The sequence below is a fragment of the Actinacidiphila cocklensis genome (genome assembly GCF_907177275.1).
Classification (GTDB): Bacteria; Actinomycetota; Actinomycetes; order Streptomycetales; family Streptomycetaceae; genus Actinacidiphila; species Actinacidiphila cocklensis.
Genome location: NZ_CAJSLV010000046.1, coordinates 1 through 13,335 on the forward strand (window position 1 = coordinate 1; position 13,335 = coordinate 13,335).

General features: G+C 73.4%; 13 protein-coding genes. 4 read left to right on the top strand and 9 right to left on the bottom strand.

The features are described from left to right. Both NFU81_RS09395 and NFU81_RS09400 read right to left on the bottom strand, forming a co-directional pair. A partial coding sequence (locus NFU81_RS09395; protein ID WP_251487368.1) for a P-loop NTPase family protein occupies nucleotides 1–1,577 on the bottom strand: 1,577 nt, incomplete at its 3' end. Beyond that, entirely contained in the window at nucleotides 1,574–2,833 is a 1,260-nt protein-coding gene (locus tag NFU81_RS09400) for a glycosyltransferase family 4 protein (RefSeq protein WP_251487849.1), read from the bottom strand. The genes NFU81_RS09400 and NFU81_RS09395, both read right to left, overlap by 4 nt. Nucleotides 2,834–3,069: 236 nt before the next feature. Between NFU81_RS09400 and NFU81_RS09405 the strand changes: the two genes are divergently transcribed. Further along, complete coding sequence (locus NFU81_RS09405; protein ID WP_251487371.1) at nucleotides 3,070–3,531, top strand: FAD synthase family protein; 462 nt, start codon at nucleotides 3,070–3,072, stop codon at nucleotides 3,529–3,531. On the opposite strand, the gene NFU81_RS09410 is transcribed toward NFU81_RS09405, so the two are convergent. Continuing rightward, a complete protein-coding gene (locus NFU81_RS09410) occupies nucleotides 3,509–4,183 on the bottom strand; it encodes a CDP-alcohol phosphatidyltransferase family protein (protein ID WP_251487851.1) in 675 nt (224 codons plus the stop codon). The two genes, NFU81_RS09405 and NFU81_RS09410, sit on opposite strands and share 23 nt — an antisense overlap. An 829-nt stretch (nucleotides 4,184–5,012) precedes the next feature. Between NFU81_RS09410 and NFU81_RS09415 the strand changes: the two genes are divergently transcribed. Together NFU81_RS09415 and NFU81_RS09420 are read left to right on the top strand one after the other, a co-directional pair. Further along, nucleotides 5,013–5,810 (top strand): polysaccharide deacetylase family protein, encoded by a 798-nt coding sequence (locus NFU81_RS09415; RefSeq protein ID WP_251487374.1) that lies wholly within the window; start codon nucleotides 5,013–5,015, stop codon nucleotides 5,808–5,810. After that, entirely contained in the window at nucleotides 5,810–7,036 is a 1,227-nt protein-coding gene (locus NFU81_RS09420; RefSeq protein ID WP_251487377.1) for a YVTN family beta-propeller repeat protein, read from the top strand. Before NFU81_RS09415 ends, NFU81_RS09420 begins: the two co-directional genes overlap by 1 nt. A gap of 22 nt (nucleotides 7,037–7,058) precedes the next feature. Here the strand turns inward: NFU81_RS09420 and NFU81_RS09425 are convergent, their stop codons facing one another. From NFU81_RS09425 to NFU81_RS09435, 3 genes are read right to left on the bottom strand one after another with little or no spacing between them, the layout of a single operon-like run. Further along, nucleotides 7,059–8,153, bottom strand: coding sequence for a serine hydrolase domain-containing protein (locus tag NFU81_RS09425; protein ID WP_251487379.1), 1,095 nt, complete (start codon nucleotides 8,151–8,153; stop codon nucleotides 7,059–7,061). Then, nucleotides 8,119–8,313: a hypothetical protein gene (locus NFU81_RS09430; protein ID WP_251487381.1), complete on the bottom strand. Its 195-nt coding sequence runs from the start codon at nucleotides 8,311–8,313 to the stop codon at nucleotides 8,119–8,121. Before NFU81_RS09430 ends, NFU81_RS09425 begins: the two co-directional genes overlap by 35 nt. A 40-nt stretch (nucleotides 8,314–8,353) precedes the next feature. Continuing rightward, nucleotides 8,354–9,658 (bottom strand): multidrug effflux MFS transporter, encoded by a 1,305-nt coding sequence (locus NFU81_RS09435; protein ID WP_251487383.1) that lies wholly within the window; start codon nucleotides 9,656–9,658, stop codon nucleotides 8,354–8,356. 69 nt (nucleotides 9,659–9,727) lie between these two features. Between NFU81_RS09435 and NFU81_RS09440 the strand changes: the two genes are divergently transcribed. After that, complete coding sequence (locus NFU81_RS09440; protein ID WP_251487385.1) at nucleotides 9,728–10,741, top strand: Gfo/Idh/MocA family protein; 1,014 nt, start codon at nucleotides 9,728–9,730, stop codon at nucleotides 10,739–10,741. Nucleotides 10,742–10,750: 9 nt separating this feature from the next. Here NFU81_RS09440 and NFU81_RS09445 read toward each other — a convergent pair whose 3' ends face one another. The 3 genes from NFU81_RS09445 to NFU81_RS09455 all read right to left on the bottom strand — a co-directional run bounded on the left by NFU81_RS09445 (nucleotide 10,751) and on the right by NFU81_RS09455 (nucleotide 13,227). Then, complete coding sequence (locus tag NFU81_RS09445; protein WP_251487387.1) at nucleotides 10,751–11,059, bottom strand: 4a-hydroxytetrahydrobiopterin dehydratase; 309 nt, start codon at nucleotides 11,057–11,059, stop codon at nucleotides 10,751–10,753. A 414-nt stretch (nucleotides 11,060–11,473) separates the two neighbouring features. After that, entirely contained in the window at nucleotides 11,474–12,688 is a 1,215-nt protein-coding gene (locus tag NFU81_RS09450; RefSeq protein WP_251487389.1) for a cytochrome P450 family protein, read from the bottom strand. Beyond that, nucleotides 12,685–13,227 carry a GTP-binding protein gene (locus tag NFU81_RS09455; protein ID WP_251487391.1) on the bottom strand — a complete coding sequence of 181 codons (543 nt, stop codon included), beginning with the start codon at nucleotides 13,225–13,227 and terminating at the stop codon, nucleotides 12,685–12,687. Before NFU81_RS09455 ends, NFU81_RS09450 begins: the two co-directional genes overlap by 4 nt. Between the last annotated feature and the right edge of the window lie 108 nt (nucleotides 13,228–13,335).

Consider the following 13,335-nt stretch of genomic DNA (forward strand, 5'->3'; position numbering starts at 1 on the left):
GGTCGGCGCAGCCCGAAGCGGCGCCCGGTGCCGGGCTCCGCGGGGTGCAGGACGACGCCGAGGACGGCGGCGCCGGCGGCGTCGACCAGTTCGCGTACGCGTTCCAGGTCGGCGCGGTGCACGGCCCGCGGGTCGCACACCACGACGACGCCGTCGACGCGGTCGGCCAGCGCGACGGCGTCGGCGTAGGCCAGGACGGGCGGCGCGAGGACGACGACGACGGAGCCGGGCTCGTCGGCCTCGGCGAAGAGCCGTCCGGCCGGGGAGGAGGTCAGCGCGCGGGCGACGTTGCGCACCCGGCGTCCCGGCACCAGGTCGAAGGAGCCGGACTCCCCCGCGTCGATGGGGATCTGCAGCCCCGCGGGCCAGCCGCCCTCGCCGAGGCCCGGCGCCCTGGCCCAGCCGGGCCGGGCGCCGTCCGCGGTGCGCAGCCGGGCGGACAGCGCGGGGGTGCGCAGGTCGGCCTCGACGAGCAGCACCTCCATGCCCATCTCGGCGAAGGAGGCGGCCAGGTTGACGGCGACGGCCGCGGGCGTCTCGCCGGTGCCGCGCGGGGCGACGACCAGCAGGCGGCGGCTCTCGGAGAAGCGCTTGTCGTGGGTGAGCCGGAAGGCGACCGCGCGGTACTCCTCGGCGAGCCGCCCGTCGCCGCGCCCGCCGGCGAGCAGGGTGCCGGTGCCGTTCGCGGCGGCCCGGCCGCGCAGCCGGGGCAGGGTGCCGAGCACGGGGGCGCCCAGCGCGCGGGTGACCTCGGCGTCGCTGCGCACGGTCGGGTCGAAGACCAGCCGCACCCAGGCCAGCAGCAGGCCGAGCGCGATACCGACGCCGCCGCCGAGGCCGAGCATCATCGACAGCCCGGGTCCCGAGGGCGCGGAGGGTGCGATGCCCGGCTTGATGACCACGCCGGGCGTGGTGTCCAGGGCGCGCAACCCGCTGATGTCGGAGTTGAGCTGGGTGATCCGGCTGAGCAGGTTGGTCTGCGAGGAGACCAGGGTGCCGACGACCTGGCTGCTCTTGGCGCGGGCGATCTGGTCGAGCAGGTCGTTGCGCTGGGTGACCATCGGGTCCAGCTGGGACTGGTAACTGGTCACCATCCGCGCGACGGTGGCCTTCGTCTGCGCCTGCCGGTCGTCCAGGTAGGCCTTGGTGAAGGCGTTCACCCAGTCCGCGGCGTGCTCTGCGGTGCCGGCCGTGCAGGTGAAGCGCAGCACGAGGGTGTTGGGCGGGTTGGTCACCTGGAGGCACTTGGACATCGTGGTGACCGGCGACCCCGCGGTCTTCGCCGCCGCGGCGGCGACGGTGCTGCTCAGCGCGCTCTGCCGCTCGGTGCCGATGTCGATGTTCTTGTCGGCGGTGGCCCCGGCCACGAAGGGGTCCTCGATGGCGGCCCTGACCCGCACCTCGCTGGTCGCCGTGTAGCTGTCGGCGCCGCTGAAGGCGAGGTAGGCGCCGCCGAGCAGGCCGATCAGCAACCCGGTCACCAGCAGCGCCCGGTAGCGGATCAGCTGGCGGAACTGGTCGCGCAGCAGGTCGGGTTCGTCCTGCGACGGCTGCTCTGCCCGCGTCACGTCGGTCACTTGGCCTCTGCCCCCTCGTCTTCCCCGGCCCCGGGCTCGCCCGCGGCCGCCCTGCGCGGGTGTTCGCCCAGCGCCTCGGCGAGCAGCGCGTCGATCCGCGCCAGGCCCGCCTCGCGACTCAGATGCTCGCGTACGTAGACCGGTCCGCGCGCCCCCAGCGCGTCGGCCCTGCCAGGATCATCGGACAGTGCGCGCACCGCGTCCAGCAGGGCGCGCGGGTCTTCCGGGGCGACCACGAGGCCGGCGCCCGAGCGCTCGACCTCCGCCGCGGTGCCGCCCGCCGCCGCGACCGAGGCGAGCACCGGGCGCCCGGCGGCGAAGTAGGAGGTGAGCTTGGACGGGATGCTCATGTCCAGCACCGACGCCCGCTGGGTGACCGCCAGGACGTCGGCGGCGGCCAGCACATCGGGGAAGTCCGCGTCGTCGGCGGGTGGTGCGAACTGCAGGTTGGGCAGTCCGCCCGCCAACTCCCGCAGCACCGAACGCTGGTTGCCGTCGCCCATGAGCACGACGAGCAGGTCCGGGTCCAGCCGGGCGGCCTCGACCAGGACTTCCAGGCCCTGCTTGAGGCCCATGTTGCCCGAGTGCAGCAGCACGGTCCGCCCGGGCCGCCAGCCGAGCCGGGCGCGCATCTCCTCCCGGGGGCGCGAAGGGCTGCGGACGTGCGACCAGTTGGGCACCAGCCGTATTCGCTCCTCGGGCACCCCGAGGGCGGCGACCTTCGGGACGAACGTCTCGTGTATCACCCCGACCAGGGTGGCCCGGCGCAGGGCGTACGACTCCGCGGCCCCGGCCGCCGCGGCGACCCGGCCGCCGCCGCGTATCCCGCTCTGCCTGGCCGCCGCGCCCATCAGGTCCTGCACCACGGGGACGTACGGCACGCGGTACCGGCGGGCCAGCCGGGCGCCGAGTATCCCGCCCGCCAGACTGGGGAGTTGGGCGACGACCGCGTCGGGCCTGCCCATCGCGGGCGGGGCGTAGACGCCGTGCGCGAGCACCGACGCCTCGAACAGCGCCCGGCGCACCGCGGTCTGCCGCGGCGGGACGGTGTGCCGCCGCCGGTGCACCCGTACCCCGGCGCGCTCCTCCTCCGCACGCCACACCCCCGCGTAGGCCGGATCGACCCGCCACGCCGGGTAGTGCGGCATCCCGGCGAGCACGTGCACCTCGGCGCCGCCAGCCGCCCAGTGCTCGGCGATCTGGGTGGCGTAAGGGCCTATTCCGGCGTGCTCGGGCGCGTAGTTGGTGGAGACCAGCAGCAGTCGGCGGCGCGTGCCGGAACCGGCCACGGCGTGTTCCTTCCCCCCAGACGAACAACCCACAGACGAACAACTGCCCACACTAGCCGTTCACCGGGGCATCACGCCCGGTGTTGCCAAGCGTTGGACTTTGGCAAATCGCCGCTTGACCGCGCGGCGGCCCGGCTATCGTCTGAGACTCCGCAACGCCGGGGAGCGTTGTACGGTTTTTCGTGCGACTGGGGGGTCGTGTCATGACACAGCGGATCGGTACGCACCGGGTCGGCTACGCACCGGGGGTCTACGACCTCTTCCACGTCGGGCACCTCAACATCCTGCGGCACGCCCGCAGCCAGTGCGACTACCTCGTGGCGGGCGTCGTCTCCGACGAGATGGCCCAACTCGCCAAGGGCCGGAGCCCGGTGGTGCCGCTGGTGGAGCGGCTGGAGATCGTCCGCAGCGTGCGGTTCGTGGACGCCGCCTTCGTGGAGACGGTGCCCGACAAGGTCGAGACCTGGCGGCAGGTCAGGTTCGACGTGCTGTTCAAGGGCGACGACTGGCGCGGCACGGACAAGGGCCTGCGGCTGGAGCGGGACTTCGCGGCGGTGGGGGTGGAGATCGTCTACTTCCCCTACACCGTGCACACGTCGAGCACCCAGCTGCGCCGGGCGCTCGACGTGCTGACCGAACCGGTCAGACCCTCCGAAGCTCTCTGAACCACTTCGTGAGGAAGGCCGCCAGGAAGACCGCGTGCACGGCGAACAGCGCGAGGTAGGCGTACCGGAAGGCGTCCTGGCTGCCGAGCAGCAGGAAGACGGCGCAGAAGACCCCGTAGTCCACGGGGAGCAGGGCGACGGCCCGCAGCCGTGACGGCACCGGGGCCGCCCCCGGGGCCGCCTTCGGCTTGAGCTTGTCGGTGAGCAGGCCACCGAAGAAGATCATGACTGCGGCGAGTTGGAAGCCGAGCGGGAGCAGGAGCCAGGTGTCGCCCGGGAGGGCGAAGTGGCGGTAGAAGGTGATCAGCACGGCCGCGTGCACCGCGGTGATCTTCGCGCAGTCCACGACGTGGTCCAGCCACTCGCCCGCAGGGCCGCCCGTGCCGAGCAGCCGGGCGAGCTGGCCGTCGGCCGAGTCGAAGGCGAAGCCGAGGGCCAGGGCGGCGTAGACCGCGGCCGCCAGGCCCCACGACGGTGCGGCCACCGCGAGCGCGGCGATGCCGCCGCCGCTGAAGGCCGCGCTCACCAGGGTGACCTGGTTGGGCGTCATCCCGGCGCGGTACGCCCCCGCCGCGAGCACCCGCCCTGCGGGCCGGTTGACGTACCGCGAGTACAACGACACGCCTTTGGCCGCTTTCTGCGCCGCCGCCAGGCGCCTCAGCGCCTGGCGATACGTCATCGCCTCCGCTGCGGACGCCGCGGACGCCGCGGACGCCGCGGACGCCGCCTGCGGCGCCGGGTCAGCCGGTGTCGTCACCTGATCCCCCACTCGCTTCTCCTCCCACCCCACCGCCGCGTTGCGGCGGGCCTCCACCACCACTGGGCGCGGCCCTTTGCGCACCCAGCTCCCCCACCGGCCGGTGGCCCGTCTCCGGCAGAAGCAGCCCCCTTCGGCCGGAGACGACCCGCGCCCCGGTCGGCGCTGGTCGCGCAGTCCCGCCCCCAGAGCCTCGCCTGGGGATACCCCCAGCGCCGCCTGACAAGCACCGCCCTCCGCAGAGGCACCCCCCACCACCCCGAAAACCGCCGCCCTCGGCACGAGAGGGCAACCACCAGGGGCGCGACGAACTGCGCGACCAGCCCACCACTCGCCGGTGGTCCGGCACGAACCGAACAGCCCCCTTCGGCCGGAGACGACCCGCACCCCGGTCGGGGCTGAGCGCGCCGTTCCTCCCCCAGAGCCTCGCCTGGGGGTACCCCCACCCGAGCTTCGCCTGGGGCCACCCCCAGCGCCGCCTGAAAACGCTCACCCTCTCCGTCAGAGGGCAGCCCTCAGGGGCGCGGGGAACTGCGCGCGCAACCCGCCACCAGCCGGTGGTCCGGCACAGACCGGGCAGCCCCCCCGGGTCGGGGACGACCCGTGCGCCCACGATGGGCAAAATCATGATGCCAGGGGCACGGCCCCTGGCGATGCGGCATTCGTGGGATCGTGCGGCCCCATCGGTCGGATAAATAAGACATTAGGCCCTAAAGTGACGCCGATGTCGATCTCTCGCCGCAACCTCCTCCAGGTGACCGCCTCCGAGGCGCTGCTGTCCGGCTGCACCGGCGGCAGGGCCGCCTCCACGGGGCCGGATCCCGCGACGCCGCCTGCCGCGGGTGCGCCGTCGGCCAAGAGCGGTGGCACGCCCGTGCCCGGCAGCACGACGGCGGGCCCGCTGCCGCCGCTGCCGCCCGGACTGCCCGACCAGATCGAGCACGGCCCGCGCACCCGGCCGCAGCTGGCCCTCACCTTCCATGGGCAGGGCGACCCCGCCCAGGCCGAAGCGCTGCTGAAGGCCGCCGAGCGGGCCGGCGCGCGGATCACCGTGCTGGCCGTCGGCAACTGGCTCGACGCGTATCCGCAGCTCGCCGCCCGCGTCCTGGCCGGCGGGCACGAGTTGGGCAACCACACGCAGACGCACGGCGACATCGGCGCCATGGACGCGGCCGCGGCCACCGCGGAGATCGAGGGCTGCGCCCGCCGGCTGCGGAAGCTGACCGGCACGCCGGGCCGCTGGTTCCGGCCCTCGCAGGCCCGGCTGACCACCGCGCTGGTGCTCTCGCTCGCGAAGAAGGCGGGCTACCCGCACCTGCTGTCGTACGACGTGGACCCGCTGGACTACACCGACCCCGGCCCGGAGGCGGTCCGCTCGGCCGTGGCCGAAAAAGCAGGACCCGGCTCGGTGGTCTCGCTGCACTTCGGGCACGCCGGCACCGTCGCCGCGCTGCCGGGAATCCTCGACGACCTGCACCGCCGCGGCCTGCGCGCGGTCACGACCTCGGAGCTGCTGACCTGATGCGCCGTCACTTCAGTCCCCTGCGCCGCGCGGCCGTCACCGCCGCGGTCACCACCGCCGCCGTCCTGGCCGCAGGGTGCGGCGACACCGGCACCCGGTCGCCGGCCCCCGCCCCCGCCGTGGCCGCCGTCGTCGCGCAGGCCTCCGCCGCCGCGTCGGCGGCCAAGGCGCAGCGGCTGGCCGCCGCCGCGCACCCGGGGCTGGCCGGCATGCCGCCGCTGGTCGACCAGCGCGACGTCTACGCCGCCGACCGCCCCAACGCGCTGTCCCCGGTGGTCCGGAACTTCCCCTCGCTGGTCTACGTGCCCAACAGCGAGTCCAACACCGTCTCGGTGATCGACCCGAAGACGTACAAGGTGGTCAGGACCATTCCGGTGGGCCTGCAGCCGCAGCACGTCGTGCCGTCGTGGGACCTGAGGACCCTGTGGGTCAACAACGACGTCGGCAACAGCCTGACCCCGATCGACCCGGCCACCGGCAGGGTCGGCGAGCCGGTCGACGTACACGACCCGTACAACCTGTACTTCACCCCGGACGGGAAGTACGCCATCGTGATGGCCTCGCTGGACCGCCAACTGGTCTTCAGGGACGCGCACACCATGGCGGTCAGGAAGGTCGTGCCGGTGAGCTGCTACGGCGTCAACCACGCCGACTTCTCGCCGGACGGCCGCTACTTCATCGTCTCCTGCGAGTTCTCCGGCGAGCTGCTGAAGGTCGACACCGCCGCGATGAAGATCGTCGGCCAGCAGCGGCTGCCGATGGAGGGCGCGATGCCGCAGGACGTCAAGATCTCGCCGGACGGCAGCACCTGGTACATCGCCGACATGGTCGCCAACGGCGTCTGGACGATGAACGGCGACACCTTCTCCAAGCCGGTGCTGCTGCCCACCGGCAAGGGCGCGCACGGCCTGTACGTCTCGCGCGACTCGAGGTACCTCTACGTCACCAACCGCGGCGAGGGCTCGGTCTCCCTGCTGGACTTCGCGACCGGCAGGCTCGTCACCAAGTGGCACATCGACGGCGGCGGCAGCCCCGACATGGGCGGTGTCTCCGCCGACGGCAAGGTGCTGTGGCTCACCGGCCGCTACAACGCCGAGGTCTACGCCCTGGACACCGCCACCGGCCGCACCCTGGCCAAGATCCCGGTCGGCTCGGGGCCGCACGGGCTGGCCGTCTACCCGCAGCCGGGCCGCTACTCCCTGGGCCACACCGGCATCTTCCGCTGAGCCGGCGAGGGGCCGCGCGCGGTCAGATCCCGGCGGGCAGCGCCCGGGCCAGCCGGGTGGCCGCGGCGGCCCGCGGCGCGCTGCCCTGGGTGTGCCGGACCGGGTGGACGGTGTTGGCCAGCAGCACCAGGAAGGCGCCGGACGCCGGGTCCAGGACCAGGCAGGTGCCGGTGAAGCCCGTGTGGCCCAGGGCGCCGCGCCCCGCGAGCTCGCCCATGAACCAGGGCTGGTCGGTCTCGAAGCCGAAGCCGGGCGTCAGCGGCAGGGTGCCGTCGAGCAGGGCGGCGGCGAAGAGCGCCAGGTCCCAGGCGGTGGAGAAGAGCCCGGCGTGGCCGGCGACCAGGCCCATGGCGTACGCGTTCTCGTCGTGGACGGTGCCGCGCACCATGCCGCGGTCGAGCTTGCCCCAGGGCCGCCGCTGGTCCTCGGTCGCCGCGGTGCGGCGCTGCCAGGACGGCGGCGGCGCGAAGCGGGTGGAGCGCATGCCCAGCGGCCTGGTGATGCCGTCGGCGACCAGCCGGTCCAGCGGGCGGCCGGTGACCTGCTCCAGCACGGTCTGGGTGAGCAGCAGGTTGAGGTCGGAGTAGCAGCGCTGCTCGCCGGGCGGGGTACGGGGCTGCTCGGTGGCCAGCGCGGCGAGCCGCTCCGCGGGGCCGGGGAGGTCGTAGAGCGGCAGCTCGGGTTGCAGCCCCGAGGTGTGGGTGAGCAGGTGGCGCAGGGAGATGCCGGGCTGCAGACCGGGGACGTACGCGCTGACCGGGGCGTCCGGGTCCAGGGCGCCGGCCTCGATCTGCTGGACGGCCACGGTCGCGGTGAAGAGCTTGGTGAGCGAGGCCAGGTCGAACACCGTTCCCTGCCGCATCGGCACCCGCTGCCCGGCCGGCAGCTCCACTCCCCGGCCGGACGGCGCGTCGTACGACCCGTAGCGCACCGCCCAGCCGACCGCCTCGTGCAGCGCGACGACACGGCCGCGCCCGGCGAGCACGACCGCGCCCGCGCACCACGCGGGGCCGGCCGCCGTGTCCAGCGCGGCGGTCAGCTCGGGGACGATCCTGCCGATCTCGTCGGCGTCGAGACCCGCCTCAGGGCAGGTACCTCTCGACAGCGGCGGGGCCATGCTCCTCCAGATCCTTGCGGGCCTTCTCGATCAGTTCCGGGGTGATGTCCCGGCCGGAGGCCATGACCAGGTCCTCCGGATCGACGGTGCTCTCGGCGCCGGTGTGCAGTGAGCTGTCGGCTGTCTTGAACGCCCAGGTGCGTTCGTCCGGATCGGACATCGCTTCCTCCTGATGGCCTCAGGCCGTTCCCCGCGTCGGCCTACGATCCCTCCACCGTACGTCGGCGCGGGACGCAGAGCCCGACGAAGGCCGCGCAGGCGATAAGTGTGCAGGTCAGCTGCGTGACGGCCATCGGGACCGCGGTGTCGTCGCCGGCGATCCCGGCGAGCGGCGCGATGAGCGCGCCGATCAGGAACGACGACGTGCCGATCAGCGCGGAGGCGGACCCGGCGTTGCGCTTGGTACGCAGCAGCGCCTGGGTGTTGGTGGTGGGCAGCACCAGGCCCATCGACGCCATCAGGACGAACAGCGCGGCGGCGACCTCGGCGAGCGAGGCCCTGCCGAAGACGCCGGTGGTCAGCAGCACCAGAGCCACGGACGCGGCGGTGATCAGTGCCAGGCCGACCGCGAGCACCCGGTCCATGGGGACCCGGCCGACCAGCACCTTGCCGTTGAGCTGGCCGATGCCGACGATACCGATGGAGTTCAGGCCGAACAGCAGGCTGAAGGTCTGCGCCGAGGCGCCGTAGATGTCCTGCACGACGAAGGACGACGCGGACACGTAGGTGAACAGGGCCGCGAAGCCGAAGCTGCCCGCGACGACGTAGCCGGTGAAGACCCGGTCGGCGAGCAGGCTGCGGAAGGCGCTGAAGGTGCCGGCCAGCTCGCCGGAGTGCCGCTCCTCTGGCGGCAGCGTCTCGCCGAGCCAGCGCCACACCACCGCGGTGAGCAGGATGCCGATGGCGGTGCAGACGACGAAGACGCCGCGCCAGTCGGTGAGCCGCAGGATCTGGCCGCCGATGACCGGGGCGACGATCGGGGCCACCCCGGAGATGAGCATCAGGGTGGAGAAGAAGCGCGCCATCTCCACCCCGTCGTAGAGGTCCCGCACGATCGCCCGGGAGATCACGATGCCGGCCGCGCCGGCCAGGCCCTGCAGCAGCCGGAAGCCGACCAGCAGCGGGGCGGTGGGCGCCAGGGCGCACACGGCGGTGGCCAGGACGTAGACGACCATGCCGATCAGCAGCGGGCGGCGGCGCCCGAAGCGGTCGCTGAGCGGGCCGACCACGAGCTGGCCGAGCGCCATGCCGGCCAGGCAGGCGGTGAGGGTGAGCTGGACGGTCGAGGAGTTGCTGTGCAGGGCGTCGGTGACCTGGGGCAGCGCGGGCAGGTACATGTCCATGGACAGCGGCGGCAGCGCGGTGAGACCGCCGAGGACCAGGGTGACGAGCAGGCCGACGCGGGCCTGGCGGCCGGCGGCGGGGGTGAGGGTGGCGGAAGCGGTCGGGGCGTTGGCCTGAGCGGGGGTTCTCGGCCCGGCGTCCTGCACGGTGGCACTCTCCATCAGGGTCGTTGAATCGTTGCCTATTCTTTCAGTGATCGGGGACGCCGAGACCACGTTTATGAGGCATCGATGAGTGACGTGCAGCGCACAATCCGCTGGGGCATCCTGGCGACCGGCGGTATCGCCGCGACCTTCACCGAGGCGCTGGCCACCGTGCCGGGCGCCGAGGTCGTCGCGGTCGGCTCGCGCAGCCAGGAGGGGGCCGAGGCCTTCGCCGAGCGGTTCGGAATCCCCCGGGCGTACGGCAGCTGGGCAGAACTGGCCGCGGACGACGCCGTGGACGTCGTCTACGTGGCCACCCCGCACTCCGCGCACCGGGCGGCGGCCGGGCTCTGCCTGGAGGCGGGCAAGGCGGTGCTGTGCGAGAAGGCGTTCACCATCAACTCGCGCGAGGCGCGCGAGTTGGTGGAACTCGCCGAGGAGCGCGGGCTGTTCCTGATGGAAGCCATGTGGACGTACTGCAACCCGCTGATACGGCACCTGGCCGCGGTCATCGCCGACGGGGTGATCGGCGAGATCCGCAACATCTCGGCCGACTTCGGCTTCGGCGGCGACTTCCCGCCCGACCACCGGCTGCGCGACCCCGCGCAGGGCGGCGGCGCGCTGCTGGACCTGGGCGTCTACCCGGTGTCCTTCGCGCAGCTGCTGCTCGGCGAGCCGGACACCGTGCAGGCCTGGGCGCACCTGACGCCCGAGCGCGTCGACGACAACACCGGGATACTGCTCGGCTGGAACGACGGTGCGCTGGCCACCTTGACCTGCACCTTCGCCGCGGACACCGGGGCGCCGGCGACGATCACCGGCACCCGGGGGCGGATCGAGATCCCCGAGGGCTTCTTCAACCCCGACCGCTTCACCCTGCACCGGCAGGGCGAGGCACCGCACACCGTGCACTTCGCCGACGTCACGGACGACGGCCTGGCCCGCGGCACGATGCGGTACGAGGCCGCCGAGGTCACACGCTGCCTCCAGCAGGGGCTGACGCAGTCCCCGCTGGTGCCGCTGGCCGGCTCGCTGTCGGTGATGCGCACGCTGGACGCGGTGCGCGAGCAGATCGGGGTCCGCTACCCCGGGGTCGACTGACCCCCGCTCCTACTGCGCGCCGTGGCCCGGCGCGACGGCGTCGATGCGGGCGGCCAGACCGAAGTCCTTGTCGGTCAGCCGTCCGCCGGCGGCGTGCGTGGTGATCGCCACGTGCAGCGTGTCGTAGCCGAGGGTGAGGTCGGAGTGGTGGTTCAGCTCCGCCTGGATGCCGGCGATGTGCACGGCGAAGATCGCCGCGGGCAGGTGCGCGAGCCGGTACGTCCGCTGCAGCGTCCGCCCCTCCTCCACCTCCCACCCGGGCAGCTGCCCGAGCCGCTCCTCGATCTCTTCCGCACTCAGCGCATCCGCGTATGCCATGCCTTCATCGTCCCACGCCCCCACGGACCTGCCACTTGCGCCGACAGCGCGCCCTCCGCCCGGTGGCCGTGCAGAGGCCCTGAGCGCAGGCGGACGCAGGCCAACAGGGGCGCGAGGAACTGCGCGCGCAACCACCACGCACCGAAAGGTGCAAGCCCACCGCAAGGGGCAGCCCCCCAGGGGCGCGGGGAACTGCGCGACACGCCACGACGGCGCAGTAGGCAAGCAACCCACCGCAAGGGGCAGGACCTGAAGGGGCGCGAGGAACTGCGCGCCCAACCACGACGCACCGAAAGGTGCAAGCCCACCGCAAGGGACAACCCCCAGGGGCGCGAGGAACTGCGCGCCCAGCCCGGACGGCGGGAAGGAGGCGACGCCACCGCAGGCGGCACCGGTCCCCCGGAAGGAGGAGAGCTATTCCTCCGCCGGAGGCGGTGGCTTGGGCGCCCACGGAGTGAAGTGCACCGGGAGGGTGGTCAGGGAGCGCTGGAAGGGACCCGGGCGCCATGGCAGCGTCGTGGCCGGGCGGCCGAGCCGCATGTCGCACAGCCGGCTGGTGAGCTGCTCGACCGCCGAGATGGCGATGAGAAGGGCCGGCTGCCGCGCCGGACAACTGTGCGGCCCCGCGCTCCACGCGAGATGCGCACTCTCGCTCGCCCCCCACGCGTCGGTCGCACCGCCCGGCGAGGACTGCCCGTTGGCCGCCGCGTAGGAGACCAGCACCAGCTGGCCCGCCTCCAGGGCCACCCCGTGGAAGGTCGTGTCGTACCGCACGTAGTAGCCGGACGACGTGGACTGCGGCGGGTTGCGCCACAGCACCTCGTTGATGGCCTCGTGCGCGGTCATGGCGCCGGCGTAGACGGAGCCGTCGTACCGCGGGTCGGCGAGCATGTGCAGCAGCGTGTTCGCGATGAGGTTCGCGGTGAACTCGTAGCCCCCGCTGAAGGTGACGGCGATCTGCATGACGGCCTCGGCGTCGTCGAGGCCGGCCGGGTGCTGCAGGAAGTACGAGGTCAGGTCGCGCTGCGGGCGGCGGCGCCGGTCGGCGACGAGGGCGCCGATCATCTCGTTCAGCTCGGCGGTCGCGGACTGCGCGTCCGCGCCGGAGGCGAACATCGACGCGAGCCGGTCGGCGAGCACCTCGCCCTCCGCGTCGGGCACGCCGAACCAGGTGTTGAACACCCGCAGCGGCACCTGCCTGGCGTACCCGGTGACCAGGTCGGCGCTGCCCGCGGCGGCGAACCGGCCGATGAGGGTGGCGGCGGCGTCGGCGACCTGGTTCTGCAGCAGGTGCGGGCCGAGCAGGCCGAGGCTCTCGCCGATGACCTTGCGGTGCCGCGCGTGGGTGTCGCCGTCGGAGAAGACGACCGAGGGCCGGTAGGCGAGCACCGAGCGGACCGGCGAGTCCTCCGGGATGGTGTCGGGCCAGGGCCGCGGGTCCTTGGAGAAGGTGTGCGTGTCGCGCAGCACGTCGAGTGCCGCCTGGTAGTCGGTGACGAGCACCGCCTCCGCGCCGGGGGCGATCTCGACCCGGGCCAGCGGCCCCTGCAGGCGCAGCTGTTCGTAGTGGCGCCCGGGATCGGCGGCGAAGTCCTCGCCGTACAGCGCGGGCAGCGTACCGGCGGTCATGGCGCGTCCTGGGTCAGTCGGGACAGTACGTACTCGCCGAGCGCGATGAGCGTGCCGATGCTGTCGCGTCGGTTGCGGGCGTCGCACTGCACGAGCGGCGTCTCGGGCGCCAGGTCGAGATGCCGGCGCAGCACCTCGTCGCTGTGCGCGGGTGCGCCGGGGAAGCGGTTGACGGCGACGGCGTAGGGCAGGCCCTGCTCCTCGACCATGTCCATCACCGGGAAGGAGTCGGCGAGCCGCCGGGTGTCGGCCATCACCAGGGCGCCCAGCGCGCCGCGGGCGATGTCCTGCCACAGCGGGAAGAAACGCTCCTGCCCGGGCGTGCCGAACAGGTAGAGCACCAGGTCGCCGGGGACGGTGAGCCGGCCGAAGTCGACGGCGACGGTGGTCGTGGCCTTCTCCGGCAGGCCGCGCAGGTCGTCGAGCCCCGCGCTGGAGGTGGTCATCACCTCCTCGGTGTGCAGGGTGGGGATCTCCGAGAGGGTGCGGATCAAGGTGGTCTTGCCCACGCCGAAGGGGCCGGTGACGACCAGCTTCATCAGGGTCTGCCCGGTCGAGGGCAGGTACCGGACCGTTCCGGGGCCCGGCTCGGGTCTCGACTCGGTCCGCGGCTCTGGCCGCGGTGCTGCGACCGGCGCGGTCGCCGG

Excerpts from the sequence above, each read along its gene's own strand:
- NFU81_RS09405 (WP_251487371.1), top strand. The coding sequence starts at position 3,070 with ATGACACAGCGGATCGGTACGCACCGGGTCGGCTACGCACCGGGGGTC.
- NFU81_RS09415 (WP_251487374.1), top strand. The coding sequence starts at position 5,013 with ATGTCGATCTCTCGCCGCAACCTCCTCCAGGTGACCGCCTCCGAGGCG.
- NFU81_RS09420 (WP_251487377.1), top strand. The coding sequence starts at position 5,810 with ATGCGCCGTCACTTCAGTCCCCTGCGCCGCGCGGCCGTCACCGCCGCG.
- NFU81_RS09425 (WP_251487379.1), bottom strand. The coding sequence starts at position 8,153 with ATGGCCCCGCCGCTGTCGAGAGGTACCTGCCCTGAGGCGGGTCTCGAC.
- NFU81_RS09430 (WP_251487381.1), bottom strand. The coding sequence starts at position 8,313 with ATGTCCGATCCGGACGAACGCACCTGGGCGTTCAAGACAGCCGACAGC.
- NFU81_RS09435 (WP_251487383.1), bottom strand. The coding sequence starts at position 9,658 with ATGGAGAGTGCCACCGTGCAGGACGCCGGGCCGAGAACCCCCGCTCAG.
- NFU81_RS09440 (WP_251487385.1), top strand. The coding sequence starts at position 9,728 with ATGAGTGACGTGCAGCGCACAATCCGCTGGGGCATCCTGGCGACCGGC.
- NFU81_RS09445 (WP_251487387.1), bottom strand. The coding sequence starts at position 11,059 with ATGGCATACGCGGATGCGCTGAGTGCGGAAGAGATCGAGGAGCGGCTC.
- NFU81_RS09450 (WP_251487389.1), bottom strand. The coding sequence starts at position 12,688 with ATGACCGCCGGTACGCTGCCCGCGCTGTACGGCGAGGACTTCGCCGCC.
- NFU81_RS09455 (WP_251487391.1), bottom strand. The coding sequence starts at position 13,227 with ATGAAGCTGGTCGTCACCGGCCCCTTCGGCGTGGGCAAGACCACCTTG.